At 44.2% G+C, this 14,984-nt stretch carries 10 protein-coding genes and 1 tRNA gene; 8 read left to right on the top strand and 3 right to left on the bottom strand.

Annotated elements, in window-relative coordinates; translation table 11 throughout:
• Positions 1-131: 131 nt before the first annotated feature.
• Together E2P86_RS10470 and E2P86_RS10465 are read left to right on the top strand one after the other, a co-directional pair.
• On the top strand, positions 132-1,205 hold the full coding sequence (locus E2P86_RS10470) for a lipase family protein (RefSeq protein WP_166785185.1): 1,074 nt from the start codon (positions 132-134) through the stop codon (positions 1,203-1,205).
• A gap of 3 nt (positions 1,206-1,208) precedes the next feature.
• The gene (locus E2P86_RS10465) at positions 1,209-2,993 is read left to right on the top strand and encodes an ABC transporter ATP-binding protein (RefSeq protein WP_134432850.1); all 1,785 of its coding nucleotides are present in this window, start codon (positions 1,209-1,211) and stop codon (positions 2,991-2,993) included.
• A 9-nt stretch (positions 2,994-3,002) separates the two neighbouring features.
• On the opposite strand, the gene E2P86_RS10460 is transcribed toward E2P86_RS10465, so the two are convergent.
• Positions 3,003-3,335: a hypothetical protein gene (locus tag E2P86_RS10460; protein WP_085471655.1), complete on the bottom strand. Its 333-nt coding sequence runs from the start codon at positions 3,333-3,335 to the stop codon at positions 3,003-3,005.
• A 249-nt stretch (positions 3,336-3,584) separates the two neighbouring features.
• Between E2P86_RS10460 and htpG the strand changes: the two genes are divergently transcribed.
• Together htpG and E2P86_RS10450 are read left to right on the top strand one after the other, a co-directional pair.
• Positions 3,585-5,471: a molecular chaperone HtpG gene (gene htpG, locus E2P86_RS10455; RefSeq protein ID WP_134432848.1), complete on the top strand. Its 1,887-nt coding sequence runs from the start codon at positions 3,585-3,587 to the stop codon at positions 5,469-5,471.
• 121 nt (positions 5,472-5,592) lie between these two features.
• A tRNA-His gene (locus tag E2P86_RS10450) sits at positions 5,593-5,666 on the top strand.
• Between the two features lie 11 nt (positions 5,667-5,677).
• On the opposite strand, the gene E2P86_RS10445 is transcribed toward E2P86_RS10450, so the two are convergent.
• Positions 5,678-8,005 (bottom strand): GH92 family glycosyl hydrolase, encoded by a 2,328-nt coding sequence (locus E2P86_RS10445; protein WP_134432846.1) that lies wholly within the window; start codon positions 8,003-8,005, stop codon positions 5,678-5,680.
• A gap of 225 nt (positions 8,006-8,230) precedes the next feature.
• On the opposite strand from E2P86_RS10445, the gene E2P86_RS10440 reads away from it, so the two are divergent.
• Positions 8,231-9,556, top strand: coding sequence for a GH36-type glycosyl hydrolase domain-containing protein (locus E2P86_RS10440; RefSeq protein ID WP_206367958.1), 1,326 nt, complete (start codon positions 8,231-8,233; stop codon positions 9,554-9,556).
• Between the two features lie 33 nt (positions 9,557-9,589).
• On the opposite strand, the gene E2P86_RS10435 is transcribed toward E2P86_RS10440, so the two are convergent.
• Entirely contained in the window at positions 9,590-10,324 is a 735-nt protein-coding gene (locus tag E2P86_RS10435; RefSeq protein WP_085471659.1) for a GntR family transcriptional regulator, read from the bottom strand.
• A gap of 109 nt (positions 10,325-10,433) precedes the next feature.
• Between E2P86_RS10435 and E2P86_RS10430 the strand changes: the two genes are divergently transcribed.
• The 3 genes from E2P86_RS10430 to E2P86_RS10420 are packed head-to-tail and all read left to right on the top strand — an operon-like array spanning position 10,434 to position 14,870.
• Complete coding sequence (locus E2P86_RS10430) at positions 10,434-11,771, top strand: sugar porter family MFS transporter (RefSeq protein ID WP_134432844.1); 1,338 nt, start codon at positions 10,434-10,436, stop codon at positions 11,769-11,771.
• A 12-nt stretch (positions 11,772-11,783) separates the two neighbouring features.
• A complete protein-coding gene (locus E2P86_RS10425; RefSeq protein ID WP_134432842.1) occupies positions 11,784-13,118 on the top strand; it encodes a GH36-type glycosyl hydrolase domain-containing protein in 1,335 nt (444 codons plus the stop codon).
• A 21-nt stretch (positions 13,119-13,139) separates the two neighbouring features.
• Positions 13,140-14,870 carry a class I mannose-6-phosphate isomerase gene (locus tag E2P86_RS10420; protein WP_134432840.1) on the top strand — a complete coding sequence of 577 codons (1,731 nt, stop codon included), beginning with the start codon at positions 13,140-13,142 and terminating at the stop codon, positions 14,868-14,870.
• The last annotated feature ends 114 nt before the right edge of the window (positions 14,871-14,984 follow it).

Raw genomic sequence — 14,984 nt, 5'->3', positions numbered from 1 at the left:
ACAACAAACAATAATTAAGGTTTAATAATACGTAAGCATTTCCATACCATCACAATCTGGAAGGCAGCACGAAAAGAGAATTAGTTAATCACATGAAATTAAAGTTATTTGTATGGGCCCTTGTATGCTGTATGAGCAGTTTATATGTTCAGGGTCAGAAGTTACAGCCCGGTTTCGATATACAGGAATACGAGGAGATACTCCGTATTATTGTAGGGTCCTCAGAAACGCCAGCGAAAGCAAAATTAATCCCATATCCACAGCATTCGGTATTACAATATAAGAGCAAAGTGATGGGGCTGTCAAACCTCTGGGAGCTGTGGATGAAGGATGGCAAGACCGCGGTTTTGTGTACACGAGGCTCAACGTTAGATACAGACAGTTGGTTGGCCAATATCTATGCGGCGATGGTGCCAGCAACCGGGAAGCTTGAAATAGACACCGGATTTACGTTTAACTATACGCTGTGCGAGAATACCAAAGCAGCGGTTCATGTCGGCTACTTGGTGAGCACGGCCTACCTTACCCGTGATATGGTTCCAAAGATCGACTCCTGTTACCAGGCCGGCGTGCGCGATTTTATCATTACCGGCCACAGTCAGGGAGGAGGAATAAGTTACCTAGTGACCGCCTATCTTTATGCTTTACAGCGTCAAGGTACTTTACCGCAGGATATACGTATAAAGACATACTGCAGTGCCCCGCCTAAGCCAGGGAATCTCTATTTCGCATACGCTTATGAGAAGATGACGCAAGGAGGGTGGGCCTTTAGTGTGGTGAATACGGAAGATTGGGTACCCCAAATGCCTTTTTCGGTGCAGACTTTGGGAGACCTTCCTGAAGAAAGTCCCGTTCCACTGGTCGAAGGTTTTATAAAGAAACAGAGCTTCTTCAAGCGAATTTTTATGCGTTCCTATTACAAGAAGATGAAGAATCCATCCGAGAAAACAGTGAGTACCTATCAGCGATTTCTTGGAAAAGAGGTGGCCAAGCAGATCAAAAAATACCTACCAAATTTCAAGGAACCCAGTTATTCACCAAGCAATAACTACGTCCGTACAGGACTCCCAATCGTACTGTACCCAGATGCGGCATATTATGAGAAATTTAAACGTAAGGATAAGGACAAAGTGGACCTCATGCTGCACCATGGCATAGTACCCTATTTTGAATTGACCGAAAGATATTTAGACAAACAACGATAAACGATGACAATATCCGCTCTATTTGAGAAGATTATACCTTTTGCAAAGCCTCATAGAAGCCTCATAGCCTACACCTTGGTGTTAACCTTGGTGGGGTCATTCGCCGCGCAGGTCAACGCTTTTATCTTAAAGTATACGGTGGATACGATCAGCGTATTGTTGGTCGAAAAAAAGCCGTTGGAGCAAGGGTTTTATCTGTTAAGTGTCATTGCAGGGATATTATTGGCAAAAGAAATTATATATACGGCCGTACAATTTGGTCAGAAATTTTATGGTGAAAAGCTACGGATTATGATTGCGCGCGACTTTTCGCAAGCCATCGTAGAAAAGATTCTTACCTATAAGATGGCTTTTTATACCTCGACAACCAACGAGTCAGGAAAGCTACAGACACGGATTGATGCGGGCATCAGCAGCCTCACACGGTTGGTGCAAAATTTCTTTATCGATATCTTGCCGTTGTTTACCAATGCCATTGTAGCCTTGGTCTGTATGTTTATTGCGAACTTCTATGTCGGTTTAGTCGGGTTGCTCATTATTCCGATATACTTCTACGTGTCACAATTACAAGCTAAAAAATTATCGGGCTTCCGGCGCAATATGCGGAGCTACAGAGAAAATAAAAGCAACCAGATCATTAATCTTATCGATTCTATTAATGTAATTAAGTCTTTTGTTCGCGAAGATATCGAAGCGGAGCGCCATCGTCAGATTCAATACGATATGACCGAAAATCAGATGGCCACCCGTAAGACCAGCTTTCTCTTTGATAGCATTAAGAGCTTTATTGAGCAGATCGGTGTCGTCATCGTGATCGTGCTGACCGCTTACTTCGTGTTGACGGAACAGATGACCCTAGGTGCTATCATGTTTCATATCATGCTCTTCAATAACGTTTCGGCGCCCATTCGTCAATTGCACCGCATTTATGATGAAGTAAACGATGCATTGATCTATTCGGAAAGTTTCTTTGGTATTTTAGAAGCAGAAGATCAAAAAGAGCAAAGTGGCACTTACAAACCGGATGAATTGGTCGGGTTAATAGAAATGCGTAATGTGGATTTTGTCTATCCCAATGGGGTAAAAGCGCTCTCCAATGTAAGCATGAAAATCGAGCCCAATGTGAATACCGCATTGGTCGGGCTTTCTGGCGCCGGGAAGAGCACCGTGATAAATCTGTTAGACAAGTTTTATGAACCTACAGCAGGCCAGATATTCCTTGATGGCGTAGACCTTAAAGATTATTGTACCGAATTTTTACGGAAGAATATTGGCTTGGTGTTGCAGCGCAATCACATTTTTAAAGGAAGTATAGCAGATAATATCCGTTATGGAAAAGTCGAAGCCACACGCGAGGAGATTATGGACGCGGCGAAGAAAGCATACATTCACGAACAGGTGATGGATCTACCGAATGGCTATGACTCCGAAGCACATCTATTGTCTGGCGGACAACAACAACGTATCGCCATTGCCCGGATGTTCCTTAAAAATCCACCTATTATATTCTTAGATGAGCCCACCGCTAATCTGGATGCGATTGCGACCGAGCAGATAAAAAACAGTTTAGATGCCATCAAACGTGGTCGCACGGTAATCATTGTGTCCCACAGTATCTCTCAGATAATTGACGCGGAACATATTATTGTCATGGAAAAAGGTCGAGTGGTAGAGGACGGTACACACGAACAGCTTTACGATAAGCAAGGCACCTATCACAAAATATTTAGTGCGATGGCAAATAGTCTAAATATCCATAAGATTACCGAGTCGATGAAAGAAAATTAGGACGCCATGTTAGAGCGTCCAATCATCCGAGTCGTCCTCATGGATTGTTATCTGATCAATAATGGCATCAGCATCATCGTCTGAATAAATTCCATATCCATTGACGAAAACTCCTTTAGCGCCATCTTTTGTGTTACGCATAGCGTATAAGATCGCTTCATCATCGACATCGTTCTGACCGGAAAAGCGGTATATCTTGTCAATCACGATATCGCTCATGTCTACTTTTTCCCCATTCTTAATGTAGGAGTCGCGCACTTCAAGTAAATTAAAATCCTCGACATAGCCGCGTCCACGTAAAACCTCTAATACCTCAACCAGCGTTTTTTCTGTTTTAATCATAGCTTATATTGTTTTGTTGCCTTTATCAGGACATTCTACAATATAACAAATAACCCTGACTCTTGGTTTGTCACCCTGTTTAAAAAGGCACATAAATGCCGTTTTTTTGTCCGTAAGGTGTCAAATTGTAACGCCTTTAGATCAGAACGCTGTCAACTTGTCCTAAAATCTTTCTTGGAATATTCCTTGATAATAGAAGAGAGGCAGTGATGCCGTTATTTAAAATTAAAAACATAAAAGATTAGATATATGCAAGAAAAAGGTAGTATTTCAATCCACACGGAGAATATCTTTCCGGTTATTAAAAAATTCTTATACTCAGACAACGAGATTTTCCTTCGTGAGCTTGTTTCCAATGCGGTAGATGCTTCGCAGAAAATTAAGCGTCTTTCCGCTTTAGGACAGTTTAAGGGGGAATTGGGTGATTTGATCGTGGATGTGAAGTTTGATGAAAAGGCAAAGACTATTACGATTACAGATCGCGGTATCGGGATGACCGCTGAGGAGATCAAAAAGTATATCAACCAGATCGCTTTCTCAGGGGCTACTGAGTTTATGGAGAAGTTCAAAGAGGCAAACGATGCGAACGAAATTATCGGACGTTTCGGTTTAGGCTTCTACTCTGCATTTATGGTGGCGGATCGCGTGGAGATTGAGTCTTTATCGTTTCAAGAAGGAGCAGAGCCTGCACACTGGACATGCGATGGTAGTACCTCTTACGAAATTACGGCAGGAACACGTACAGAACGTGGTACAGATGTTATCTTACATGTTAATGAAGAGTCGCTTGAGTTCTTAAGTGAAGGCCGTTTGGGTGATATATTGAATAAATATGCGCGCTTCTTGCCTGTGCCAGTTCGTTTTGGTACTAAAAATGAATCGCAACCTGATGGCGAGGATGAAGAAGGTAAACCGAAATATGTATCGGTAGAGGTTGATCGTATTATCAACAACACCAACCCCGCATGGACCAAGGCGCCAAGCGAGCTGAAAGATGAAGATTACCTGGCATTCTATCGTGAATTGTATCCACTCTCGATGGACGAGCCTTTGTTCTGGATTCACCTGAATGTAGACTATCCGTTTAACTTAACGGGGATCTTGTATTTCCCGAAAGTGAAGAATGAGATGGAAATCCAACGCAACAAGATTCAGTTGTATTCCCGTCAGGTATTTATTACCGATGAGGTGAAAGATATCGTTCCAGAATTCTTGATGCTGTTGCAAGGGGTGATCGACTCACCGGATATTCCATTGAACGTTTCGCGTTCGTTCTTGCAGGCAGATAGCAATGTGAAGAAGATCAATAACTATATCACGAAGAAAGTAGCAGATAAGTTAAATGAGATCTTTAAAGCGGATCGTAAAGGTTTCGAAGATAAATGGAATGATATCAATCTTTTCATTAAATATGGTATGCTAAGCGATGAAAAGTTCGCAGAGAAAGCCAATGATTTCTGTTTGTTGAAGAATACAGCGGGGGAGAGCTATACCTTGAAGGAATATTACGAGAAGGTAAAGGATATTCAAGTGGACAAAGACGGTAATATTGTTTACCTCTATGCGAGTGATGTGGCACAGCAAGATGGCTTTATTTCTTCAGTTCAAGCAAAAGGATATGATGTTTTAGTGCTTGGCGGTCCTTTGGATACCCATTTCGCGGCATATGTAGAGCAAAAAGGAGGAGAGAAGATTCAGGCGAAGCGGGTAGATGCAGATGTGGTAGACAAATTGATTCAGAAAGATGAAAAGATTGACTTGCAGCTTTCCGAAGATGAAGTTACCAAGGCTTCAGGCATTTTCGAGAAAGCGATTTCGCGCCAGGATATGAAAGTCGAGGTCGATGCTTTAGCGGCTTCTGATCTTCCGGTATCGGTAACATTAGATGAATTTATGCGTCGGATGAAAGATATGGCGAAGACAGGTGGCGGTATGGGCTTTTATGGTACGCTTCCGGACAATTACAAGGTAACCGTTAATGGTAACCATCCGTTGGTGAAACGTATCATCGAAAGTTCGGAAGAAGAAGGTGAAAAACTAGCAAAACAAGCATTCGATCTAGCATTATTATCGCGCGGATTGCTTACCGGAGCCGATTTAACGTCCTTCGTGAAGCGTAGTGTCGAGATGATCTAATATATCGAAGAAAAATAAATAGCTAATCCTCATTACGATACGTGTAATGAGGATTTTTTATGCTAGAAATATTTGGAGTATATCGGTAAAAGTTCTACTTTTGTATCATCAAACAAACACGGTAGGTATAGCTCAGTTGGTTAGAGCACTAGATTGTGGTTCTAGGGGTCGTGGGTTCGAGCCCCATTACTTACCCGAAAAGCTTCTCAGAAATGAGAAGCTTTTTTCGTTACCTCCAGTTTGCCGCCATGTGACAGTTCGCGGAAGGGTAGGCTCAGCATTTTTTGCGGACGCCCATTGATTTGAACCTTATCGATATAGATTCCATTTTCTTGTGGGTTAGTTATTGAAATGACAAACGGTCGTGGACGAATGTCCTTTGGTAGACTAATGGTTATCTTATCGAACAGTGGTGTTCCGATTTGAAAACTTGGATCCGCTGCGGTTAATCCTTTTACATCAAATAAACCCATACTCGCCAGTACATACCAAGCTCCAAGTTGCCCTTGGTCCTCATCCTGTCCATAGCCATAACCATGGATTCCATCGGTACCATAGAATTCATCACAGATTGCACGAACCCACTTTTGACTGAGGTCGGGCCGATCTGCAAAATTAAATAGCCAGGAGATATGTAGGTTCGGTTGGTTCCCGTGGTTATAGAGCCCTTCAATCCCCGCAAAAGCATCAATATGTGTACCGCCCCCAAATACATTTTTCTGCGACACAGTAAATATACTGTCCAAACGATGCACGAAGTTGCGATGACCGACACGTTTTACCAGTTCTTCGGGCTCATGTGGCACATAAAAAGTATACTGCCATGCATTACCCTCCTGGAAACCCCGCCACGATTGGAAAGGATTGAAGTTATCTAAGAACGCACCCTTGGTGTCCTTCGGGCGGAGAAAGCCTGTTTTTGGGTCATAGAGTGTTCTCCATCCTGTCGACAAGGAGACGAATTGTTTATAATCAGCTTGCTTATTCAACGCACGGGCAAATTGCGCGGCAGCGGAAGCGGAGAACGCATATTCTAAGGTATGCGAAGCACCAAAGGGAGAGCCTTGCGTCATCAGCTCTGGCGCACCTGTTTCGTCCGGCACAAAAGGTACATATCCGTTCCTCACAAACATTGCCACATCGAGTTTTCCGGCACCCGGAATACGGTCTCGTCCTTCCAGCTCATTCTTACGTACTGCGGCATAGGCTTCCTCGATATCGTAGTTCCGGATACCGACATTATACCCAGCGGCGATAGCTAGTCCGGTGAAATTTGTGCCGACGCCAGATACAAATTTACTGTTCGCAATACCATCTCCCAGCCAGCCTGCGTCGCGGTAGACCAGGAGTTGGCTTTGTATCCATTCGTTGTAATACTCGGGATAGGCAATAGCCCAGAGTTGAGTCAGGTTCCAGAAAGCGCCCCAGATGGCATCGGTGTTATAGTGGTGATGGATTGGAGTGCCATTTTTGCGTGTAATCTGACCTATGGTGCCATCATTTTTGGGGTAACTTCCATTTACGTCACTTGCCAGTCCACGCCCTAAAAGAGCATGATAAAGGCCGGTATAGAACTTCGTTTTATCCGACGTTTTACCCCCTTCAACTTGGATGCGCCCCAACATACTATTCCATTTTTGCGTTGCCGCTGTTCTCGCTTGGTCGAAATTCTTCGAACGTCCTTCATGAGCCAGATTGTCCTTCGCATTCTCAATCGATGTATACGAAAGCCCTGTCTTTATAGTGATAGCTTCGTTCGCTGCTGTAGTAAAGGTCAGGTATAATCCGGAACCGGCTCCTTTTATATGCTGTTGACCAGCGATTGCCTTTTGGTCGTTGAAAACGCCTATCGCTGTTGGTGATTTGTCTAGTTCTGCATAAAAGTACATTCGTATATCGGCACCCTCTTGGTACTTTTGTACATACACAGGCTGCGTTACTACGTATCCCCAGACGCTGTTGTTTGCAAAAAAGACTTCGGCATCTCGCACCGGCCCACTTTCGCCCAACTGATGGCCGATATCGAAGATAACATGCGCGGAATCTGTTTTCGGGAAGGTGTACCGGTGGTATCCAACCCTTTCTGTTGCCGTTAACTCCGCCACGACATCATATTCCTGAAGCTTTACGCGGTAGTATCCAGCGGTGGCATATTCATCTTTCTTATCGAACGTCGATCTATATCCACTATAGGGATCTTCGAGTGTTCCGGGTTTGGTTTGTAGTTTTCCTACGGTCGGTGCAAATAGGAGACCACCAATCTGGAATTCATGGAAATTCGCGAAACCTTCGATGGATTGGTGCCCATCGTCGTATCCTACTGCTTCCCATCCGGACTTGTTTCCGTAGCTTCCATTCGTACTTGGTGCCAGCTTGGCCATACCAAATGGCAGCGCCGCCGGTGTATAAAAAAAGTAACGACTATGTGCAGAACCGATATTCGGGCGTACAAAAGAGGTGTAGTCTGTCTCTTGTGCGTTTACAGAAATGGAGGACGCGATACATAGTAAAAGTAATAAATAGAGGTTCTTCATGGTGAAAAAAATATTGTTTTATTGCAAATTAAGATCTTTCAAGTATTATATGTATATACATTTTATTTATAATGGTCCATTACGCTGCAGTTTTTGGCCGCATAAACTTCATTTGTCATATGCTGTAACAGCAACTTTTCTTGTAAAAATTATGTTAGATAGTGCAATATATAAAATTTAGTCTTAAACTTGTATGTACATACAAATTATAAATCAACTTATATAATGACATTATTTCAAGAGAGAAAAAAAGCTGTTCTTGTCTGTGGTTTTATGCTTCTGATGGGGCTTACTGCTTGCAAATCGCAGCAGATACCAGAAAACAAACGTTTGGCACAGGAGATTTTGAATGACCAGCGCTTTGTTGAGGTAGATCGCCTGGCACGTTCGGTGATTAAGGAAGGTTTTAATGCCGGAAGCGGATATTCTCAAATCTGGGCAAGGGATCTCAATACCTTTATTGAAACGGCACTCGAGGAGCGCTCCTCTTCGGAAGTGCGTGGTGCTATTTTGTTATTCTTTGCGTTGCAGCAAGCCAATGGAGAGATGGTGGATGGGTATGTGGTGAAGAAAGACTTTACATGGAACGATGACACACCTTATTATGCGGAAACGGCACCCGAGCATGTTGGCTTTAAGAATACAGTGGAGACCGATCAAGAAACATCGCTTATTCAGCTGCTTGGTAAATATATCCAGAAGACGGGCGACTACAGCATTCTTGAGGAAAAGATTGGCGATAAAACAGTTATGGCACGTATCGAGTGGATGTTGGATTACCTGCGGAAAGATCGTTTCAACACGAAATATGGCCTGCTGTGGGGCGCTATGACCGCCGATTGGGGGGATGTGCAGCCGCAGGATGATTTTGGCTGTGATTGGAACAGCCTTTCGCATGAAGCAATTGATGTGTATGACAATGCTATGCTGATCATTGCTTTACAATACATGGCTGATTTTGCAAAAAAACACCCTAAAAGTAAAGAATGGGCGAAGTGGAAGGACGAGATCGCGAGAAATACACGGAAGCATCTTTGGGATAAGCAGAAACAAAAGTTTATTCCACACCTTTACCCCAATGGTTCACCACTTCCTGCAGGTTTTGATGAAAATGAGATTCACTACCATGGTGGTACCGCCGTGGCGATTGAGGCCGGCCTCTTATCGAAGGCTGAAATTGCTGTAGTGAATAAGCAAATGGTAGAGAATGTCAGGCTTTCGGGGATGCCCAGTATTGGCTTAACACTTTACCCAACATATCCCAAAGGTTTCTTCCGGGGCTGGATGTCGGATCCCTATGCGTATCAGAATGGAGGCGATTGGACTTGGTTTGGAGGGCGCATGATTCAGCAATTAATAAAGCATGGCTTTGTTAAGGAGGCATATACAGAAGTGCGTCCAATGATTGATCGGGTCATCAAGAATCAAGGTTTTCATGAATGGTACGGTAAAGACGATGTACCCAGTGGATCCGGGAAATTTAAAGGTGCTGCTGGGGTGCTAAGTACGTCGATCGCAATGTTCAACGATTGGGCCCGCGAGGTGAAATAAAATAAAAAAGGGACTGATGTCCCTTTTTTATTTTTAGTAATCTCTTCGACTTTCCACGGTGTAGGTGAAGCTTTCGGCACGATAGAAGCCTAAATTATATTCGATGGGGTGTCCGTCACGATCGTATACAAAACGCTTCCGCGATAAGATAGGAGCCCCTTGCCCAATTTCAAGTTTACTTGCAATAAATTTGTCCGCTGGTTTTGCATCGATCTCTTCTTGTGAAAGATCCGCAAAAACCTGATATTCATGCTCTAAAATTTCATATAAGGGACGTTTAAAGTCCTCTTCTCCCGTCAGTCCAATGGAAGGATTAAAATACGATATAAAATAAACAAAAGGGTCGTCAGCCTCGCCACGTAAGCGCTCTAGCTTCAATACTTTTTGATCTTCCTTTATGGCAAAAAATTGTGCAATATGTGCTTCAGGCACCACCCAACTTATATGAAGTTCAAAATTCCGAACCTCCATACCTCTGTTTTTCATTTCCTGTGAAAAGCTGAGCCAATTTTTTGATTTCGAACTGAACTTAGTCGTTACCACCTTCGTGCCGATACCTTTTTTACGTGTCAAAAGTCCCTCAAAAACCAATTTATTAATGGCCAAGCGAAGGGTCGTACGCGATATCTTTAAGTGCTGTGCTAGCTCCACTTCATTGGGAAGCAGTTTGCCATTTACATAATCCGTTTGCTTAATGATGTCGCGCAACAACATTTCAGCTTGTATATGTAGAGGTATTGGACTGTTATGATCGATTTGAAGATTCATCTGATTTTATTTCGTAACTAAAATAGGATTTTTTTTGGATAATTTAAAAAAAAGAACCTATGTTTGTCTATATGTATGTACATATAAAATTATGATCCAATTATAACGTATGAATACGCTTTTCAAACTTATTATCGCTACAGTATCCTTGGGAGGTTTTCTTTTCGGTTTTGATATGGCCGTTATTTCGGGTACGATTCCCTTAATTCGGGATAGTTTTCAGTTGACTCCGGTTCAAGAAGGTTTTTTTGTGTCCTCTGCACTGGTTGGCTGTATTATCGGTGTGCTTTTCGCCGGTGCGTGGAGTAATCGCTTTGGTCGTAAGCCCACCTTGTTGATCGCTGCTGTGCTTTTTTTGATTTCTGCTTTCGGTTGTAGCTATGGTAATAATTTCGAAGTAGTCCTGTTAAATCGTTGGATCGGGGGCGTCGGTGTCGGGATCGCTTCGATAGTCGTTCCTCTTTACATTGCGGAGATCTCGCCATACAAGTATCGCGGTCGCATGGTAACACTTTACCAACTGGCGATCACGATCGGTATTTTGTGCGCATACTTGAGTAATGCCCTTATCGTAAACAACAACCTGCTCATATTAGGGGAGACTTGGCGCACGATGTTTTTGGCGGGAGCCGTACCTTCTTTCCTATTAGGGATGGGATTGTTCTTTGTGCCGGAAAGCCCACGTTGGTTAATGAATAAAGGACGATACGATCAAGCATTAGCTTGTTATAAGCGTTTGCAGATTGAAGCCGAACAAAGGGAGCTGGAAGTCCAAGCTACGCCACAGGCATCGCTGTTTGCTCCGATGTACCGTACGGCTTTGTTGCTCGGGCTTTTGTTGCCTTTGTTTTCACAATTAAGCGGCATCAACGCCATCGTATATTTTGGTCCCAGTATTCTGATCGAATCGGGACTATCGATAAGTAACTCCTTCCATGCCCAAGTATTTTTTGGTTTAGCGAATGTGGTTTTTACATGTTTCGCGATTTGGAAGGTAGACTCCTGGGGAAGGCGCCCGTTATATCTTTTGGGGACGGCGGGCGCCACAGCAAGCCTTTTGCTAAGTGGTTGGTTCTTGGGGCAAGATATGACGTTGTATAGTAATTTTCTCATTGCGTCCATTTTGTGCTTTATGTTCTTTTTTGCGATGTCCATCGGGCCATTGAAGTTTGTCGTTGCGTCAGAGATCTTTCCTACAGCGATCCGAACACGCGCCATGACACTTAGTATCCTCGTGATGTGGGGCGCAGATACGCTGGTTGGTCAATTGACGCCCTTGCTGTTAAATCGCTTAGGAAGCATGTATACCTTTTGGTTGTTTGCCCTGTTTTGTGCAATAGCATTTGTGACTGTGTACATGTTACTTCCGGAAACCAAGGGAAAAACCTTAGAGGAGATTGAACAACACTGGCAAGTGAAGCATCGACGAAAGATAAACCAAGAATAAGACAATCACCTTATGAAACAAATAGACATTATGAAGTACAAAAATTTTCTATGGACAGCCCTAGCTGTGGCCACGATAAGCTCGGCTGTGCAAGGGCAGACGCGGATGTCGGATACCCTACAGCAGAGTATCAGATCTTCCAGCAAATTAACACAGGTTACCGAGATGGCAGAGAAGCTTGTTCAGTCTGGTTTTACGGCAGGTGATGGCTACGGTGAAGTATGGATTAGGGACTTGAACTCCTTTGTTGAACTTTCTACCAAGGTGAATGGTCAGGAGCGCACACGGGAAGCTTTGTTGATGTTTTTTAAGTTTCAGCAACCGGATGGAAATATTCCAGATGGCTATATTCCAGCGGCGCGCGCTGGCGCGGGCTATGTATATCAAACATCACCCTATGAGCCCGATTATAGGTCGCACAAAAATACCGTCGAAACCGACCAGGAAACTTCGTTGATACAAGCGGTACATAAATACATTCAGGCGACCGGTGATCGTGCTTTCTTGCACATTAAGGTGGGAGATAGGACGGTTGTCGATCGTATGCATGATGCGCTCCAATACTTGCTCGATGATCGCTTTAACGCCAAATATGGCCTCCTTTGGGGGGCAACGACGGTGGATTGGGGAGATGTACAACCGGAGCACGAATGGGGCGTTGCATTGGATAGCTCCTCGCACCCGGCTATCGATATCTATGATAATGCGATGTTCGTCATTGCCATTAACAATTATTTGGACTTGGTCGATGATCGTCCACGACAGGTATATTGGACGAAAGTGGGCCATGATATTACGAAGAATACGCGTAAATATTTGTGGGATAAAGAACGAAAGAAATACCATCCACATATCTATCTGGATAAAGGGTCACCATTTCCAAATACATTCGATGAAGAAGAGATATACTACCATGGCGGAACATTTACGGCCATCGAGGCTGGTTTTCTGACGAAAAAGGAAATCCGTGAAGCCTATCTTCGGATGCAGGACAATGTTAAAAAATCGGGTGCACCATCCATTGGGCTAACCGTTTATCCGCCCTATCCGAATGGAACTTTTGAGAATAAGGGGTTGGGTGAATATAGCTACCAAAATGGAGGCGATTGGACTTGGTTTGGGGGGCGTATGGTGCAGCAACTAATCCGGGTTGGGATGTACGAGGAGGCCTATGAAGCCTTGGCGCCTATGGTCGATCTGGTATTGGATCATAAGGGATTCTATGAGTGGTGGACCCGTGATGGCAAGCCCGCTGGATCAGCCAGTTTTAGAGGGGCCGCCGGTGTCCTTTGGAAAAGTATAGAGATGCTTCATGAACAAGCAGATAGTAATAAAAGTAAACAATAATTTTAATCAAGTACCTTTATCATGCGTATATCCAATTACGATAAATATCCTGCGACAGCGCTTTCAGGCTTTATGCGTTGCGGCTGGGACGATATCGTTTCCTCCTTTTCCGAAGAGCTGTCTGTGCATCCTGTTTTGGCAATCGAAACTTATGTCGGCATACACGAAGCTGAAATTGAAACAGCCCTAGACACACTGCGTCCGAGTTTGTTCATACGGATGCGCGATTTGTATAAAAGTGAAGATGACGTCCGCGCATTAACGCAGCGGTTTGTTACGGACGATCCTATTTTTGGTTACCGTACAGCACTGACTTTAGTGGATTTTTTTGATAGCGATAAGCTCGCTGCGGCCAAGCGCCTTGTCGCGCAGTCCGCCGGGGTTACGGTTGTCGTAGGAGCAGGAGCCTCGTTGATTGTCCCGGATACGGCATGCTTAGTTTTTGCCGATTTGGCACGTTGGGAACATCAGGAACGTATGCGCCGTGAACGTGTTACAGCGTTGGGGATTGATAACCATAAAGAGGCTTTCTCCAGTCAACATAAACGAGCTTACTTCAACGATTGGCTGATCTGTGACGCACACAAAGAACAGCTATTTGCCAAGGTTTCTTATTGGCTGGATACGCACATTCCCCATCAACCGAAACTTATCGATGCCGATACGTTTATGTCGGGCATTCAAAAAACCGTTAGTCAGCCTTTTCGCGTGGTGCCGTATTTTGCGCCGGCGCCCTGGGGGGGGCAATGGATGAAGGAGGTGTTTGATCTAGATAAGGAGGAGGTGAACTATGGTTGGTGTTTCGACTGTGTTCCGGAAGAAAACAGTTTGTTCTTTACTGTTAATGGGGTGCGTTTTGAGCTGCCATCTATCAATGTGGTATTGTTGGAGAGTCGTGCGCTACTGGGGGAAGCTGTGGAGTCCCGATTCGGTAAAGATTTTCCGATTCGTTTTGACTTTCTAGATACGATGGGTGGGGGATACCTCAGCTTTCAGGTTCATCCTACAACTGACTTTATCCGTAAACAGTTTGGGATGAATTATACGCAGGACGAGAGTTACTATATGATGGAGGCTAAACCAGATGCTACGGTATATTTGGGCTTACGGAACGACATTGACCGCGATCAAATGTCGGCCGACCTACGGGCCGCTGCCCGTGGGGAGCTGGTTTTTGATGCCGCGAAATATTCGAATCGTTTGCCTGCCGCAAAGCATGATCATTTCTTGATTCCGGCAGGCACCGTGCATTGTTCGGGACCTGAGGGGGTGGTTTTGGAGATTAGCGCGACACCGAATCATTTTACTTTTAAAATGTGGGACTGGGAACGCTTGGGATTAAATGGTAAGCCGCGACCTATTAACGTCGAGCGTGGTCTTCAGGTTATCGATTGGTCGCGTGATACGGATTATACGATGGCACAGTTGGTGAATGCGGTCGTGCCGATCGCGCAAGGTGATGGTTGGGTGGAGGAGAAGACGGGTTTGCATGTAAATGAATTTATTGAGACCCGCCGTCATCGCTTTACCACCACTGTTAAGCACGATACGTTAGGTGGCGTTCAGGTCATCAACTTAGTAGAAGGGGAAGAGGTTATTGTAGAAAGTGAGGAAGGACGCTTTTCGCCCTTTATCGTGCATTATGCAGAGACTTTCATTGTTCCTGCACAGCTCGGTGCATATACCATTAGACCCTACGGTTTGTCAGCAGGTAAAATGTGCACGACATTGAAAGCTTTTGTACGCGTATAGTGTGTTCTATTTATATTCCGGTTTAGGACAATTTGGTTGCTAGACCGGAATATTTTTTACATTTGGACCCATTTTACGGTGCAAAATCATAGGACCGAATCCCTATATTTGCAA

This window comes from Sphingobacterium psychroaquaticum (genome assembly GCF_004421025.1).
Taxonomy (GTDB): domain Bacteria; phylum Bacteroidota; class Bacteroidia; order Sphingobacteriales; family Sphingobacteriaceae; genus Sphingobacterium; species Sphingobacterium psychroaquaticum.
Note: the sequence above shows the minus strand (reverse complement) of the source record. Positions and strands in the feature narration are given on the sequence as shown.

Bases quoted from the DNA above. Each gene is read 5' to 3' on its own strand.
- E2P86_RS10470 (WP_166785185.1), top strand. From the start codon at position 132: ATGAGCAGTTTATATGTTCAGGGTCAGAAGTTACAGCCCGGTTTCGAT.
- E2P86_RS10425 (WP_134432842.1), top strand. From the start codon at position 11,784: ATGAAACAAATAGACATTATGAAGTACAAAAATTTTCTATGGACAGCC.
- E2P86_RS10420 (WP_134432840.1), top strand. From the start codon at position 13,140: ATGCGTATATCCAATTACGATAAATATCCTGCGACAGCGCTTTCAGGC.
- E2P86_RS10465 (WP_134432850.1), top strand. From the start codon at position 1,209: ATGACAATATCCGCTCTATTTGAGAAGATTATACCTTTTGCAAAGCCT.
- htpG (WP_134432848.1), top strand. From the start codon at position 3,585: ATGCAAGAAAAAGGTAGTATTTCAATCCACACGGAGAATATCTTTCCG.
- E2P86_RS10460 (WP_085471655.1), bottom strand. From the start codon at position 3,335: ATGATTAAAACAGAAAAAACGCTGGTTGAGGTATTAGAGGTTTTACGT.
- E2P86_RS10430 (WP_134432844.1), top strand. From the start codon at position 10,434: ATGAATACGCTTTTCAAACTTATTATCGCTACAGTATCCTTGGGAGGT.
- E2P86_RS10440 (WP_206367958.1), top strand. From the start codon at position 8,231: ATGACATTATTTCAAGAGAGAAAAAAAGCTGTTCTTGTCTGTGGTTTT.
- E2P86_RS10445 (WP_134432846.1), bottom strand. From the start codon at position 8,005: ATGAAGAACCTCTATTTATTACTTTTACTATGTATCGCGTCCTCCATT.
- E2P86_RS10435 (WP_085471659.1), bottom strand. From the start codon at position 10,324: ATGAATCTTCAAATCGATCATAACAGTCCAATACCTCTACATATACAA.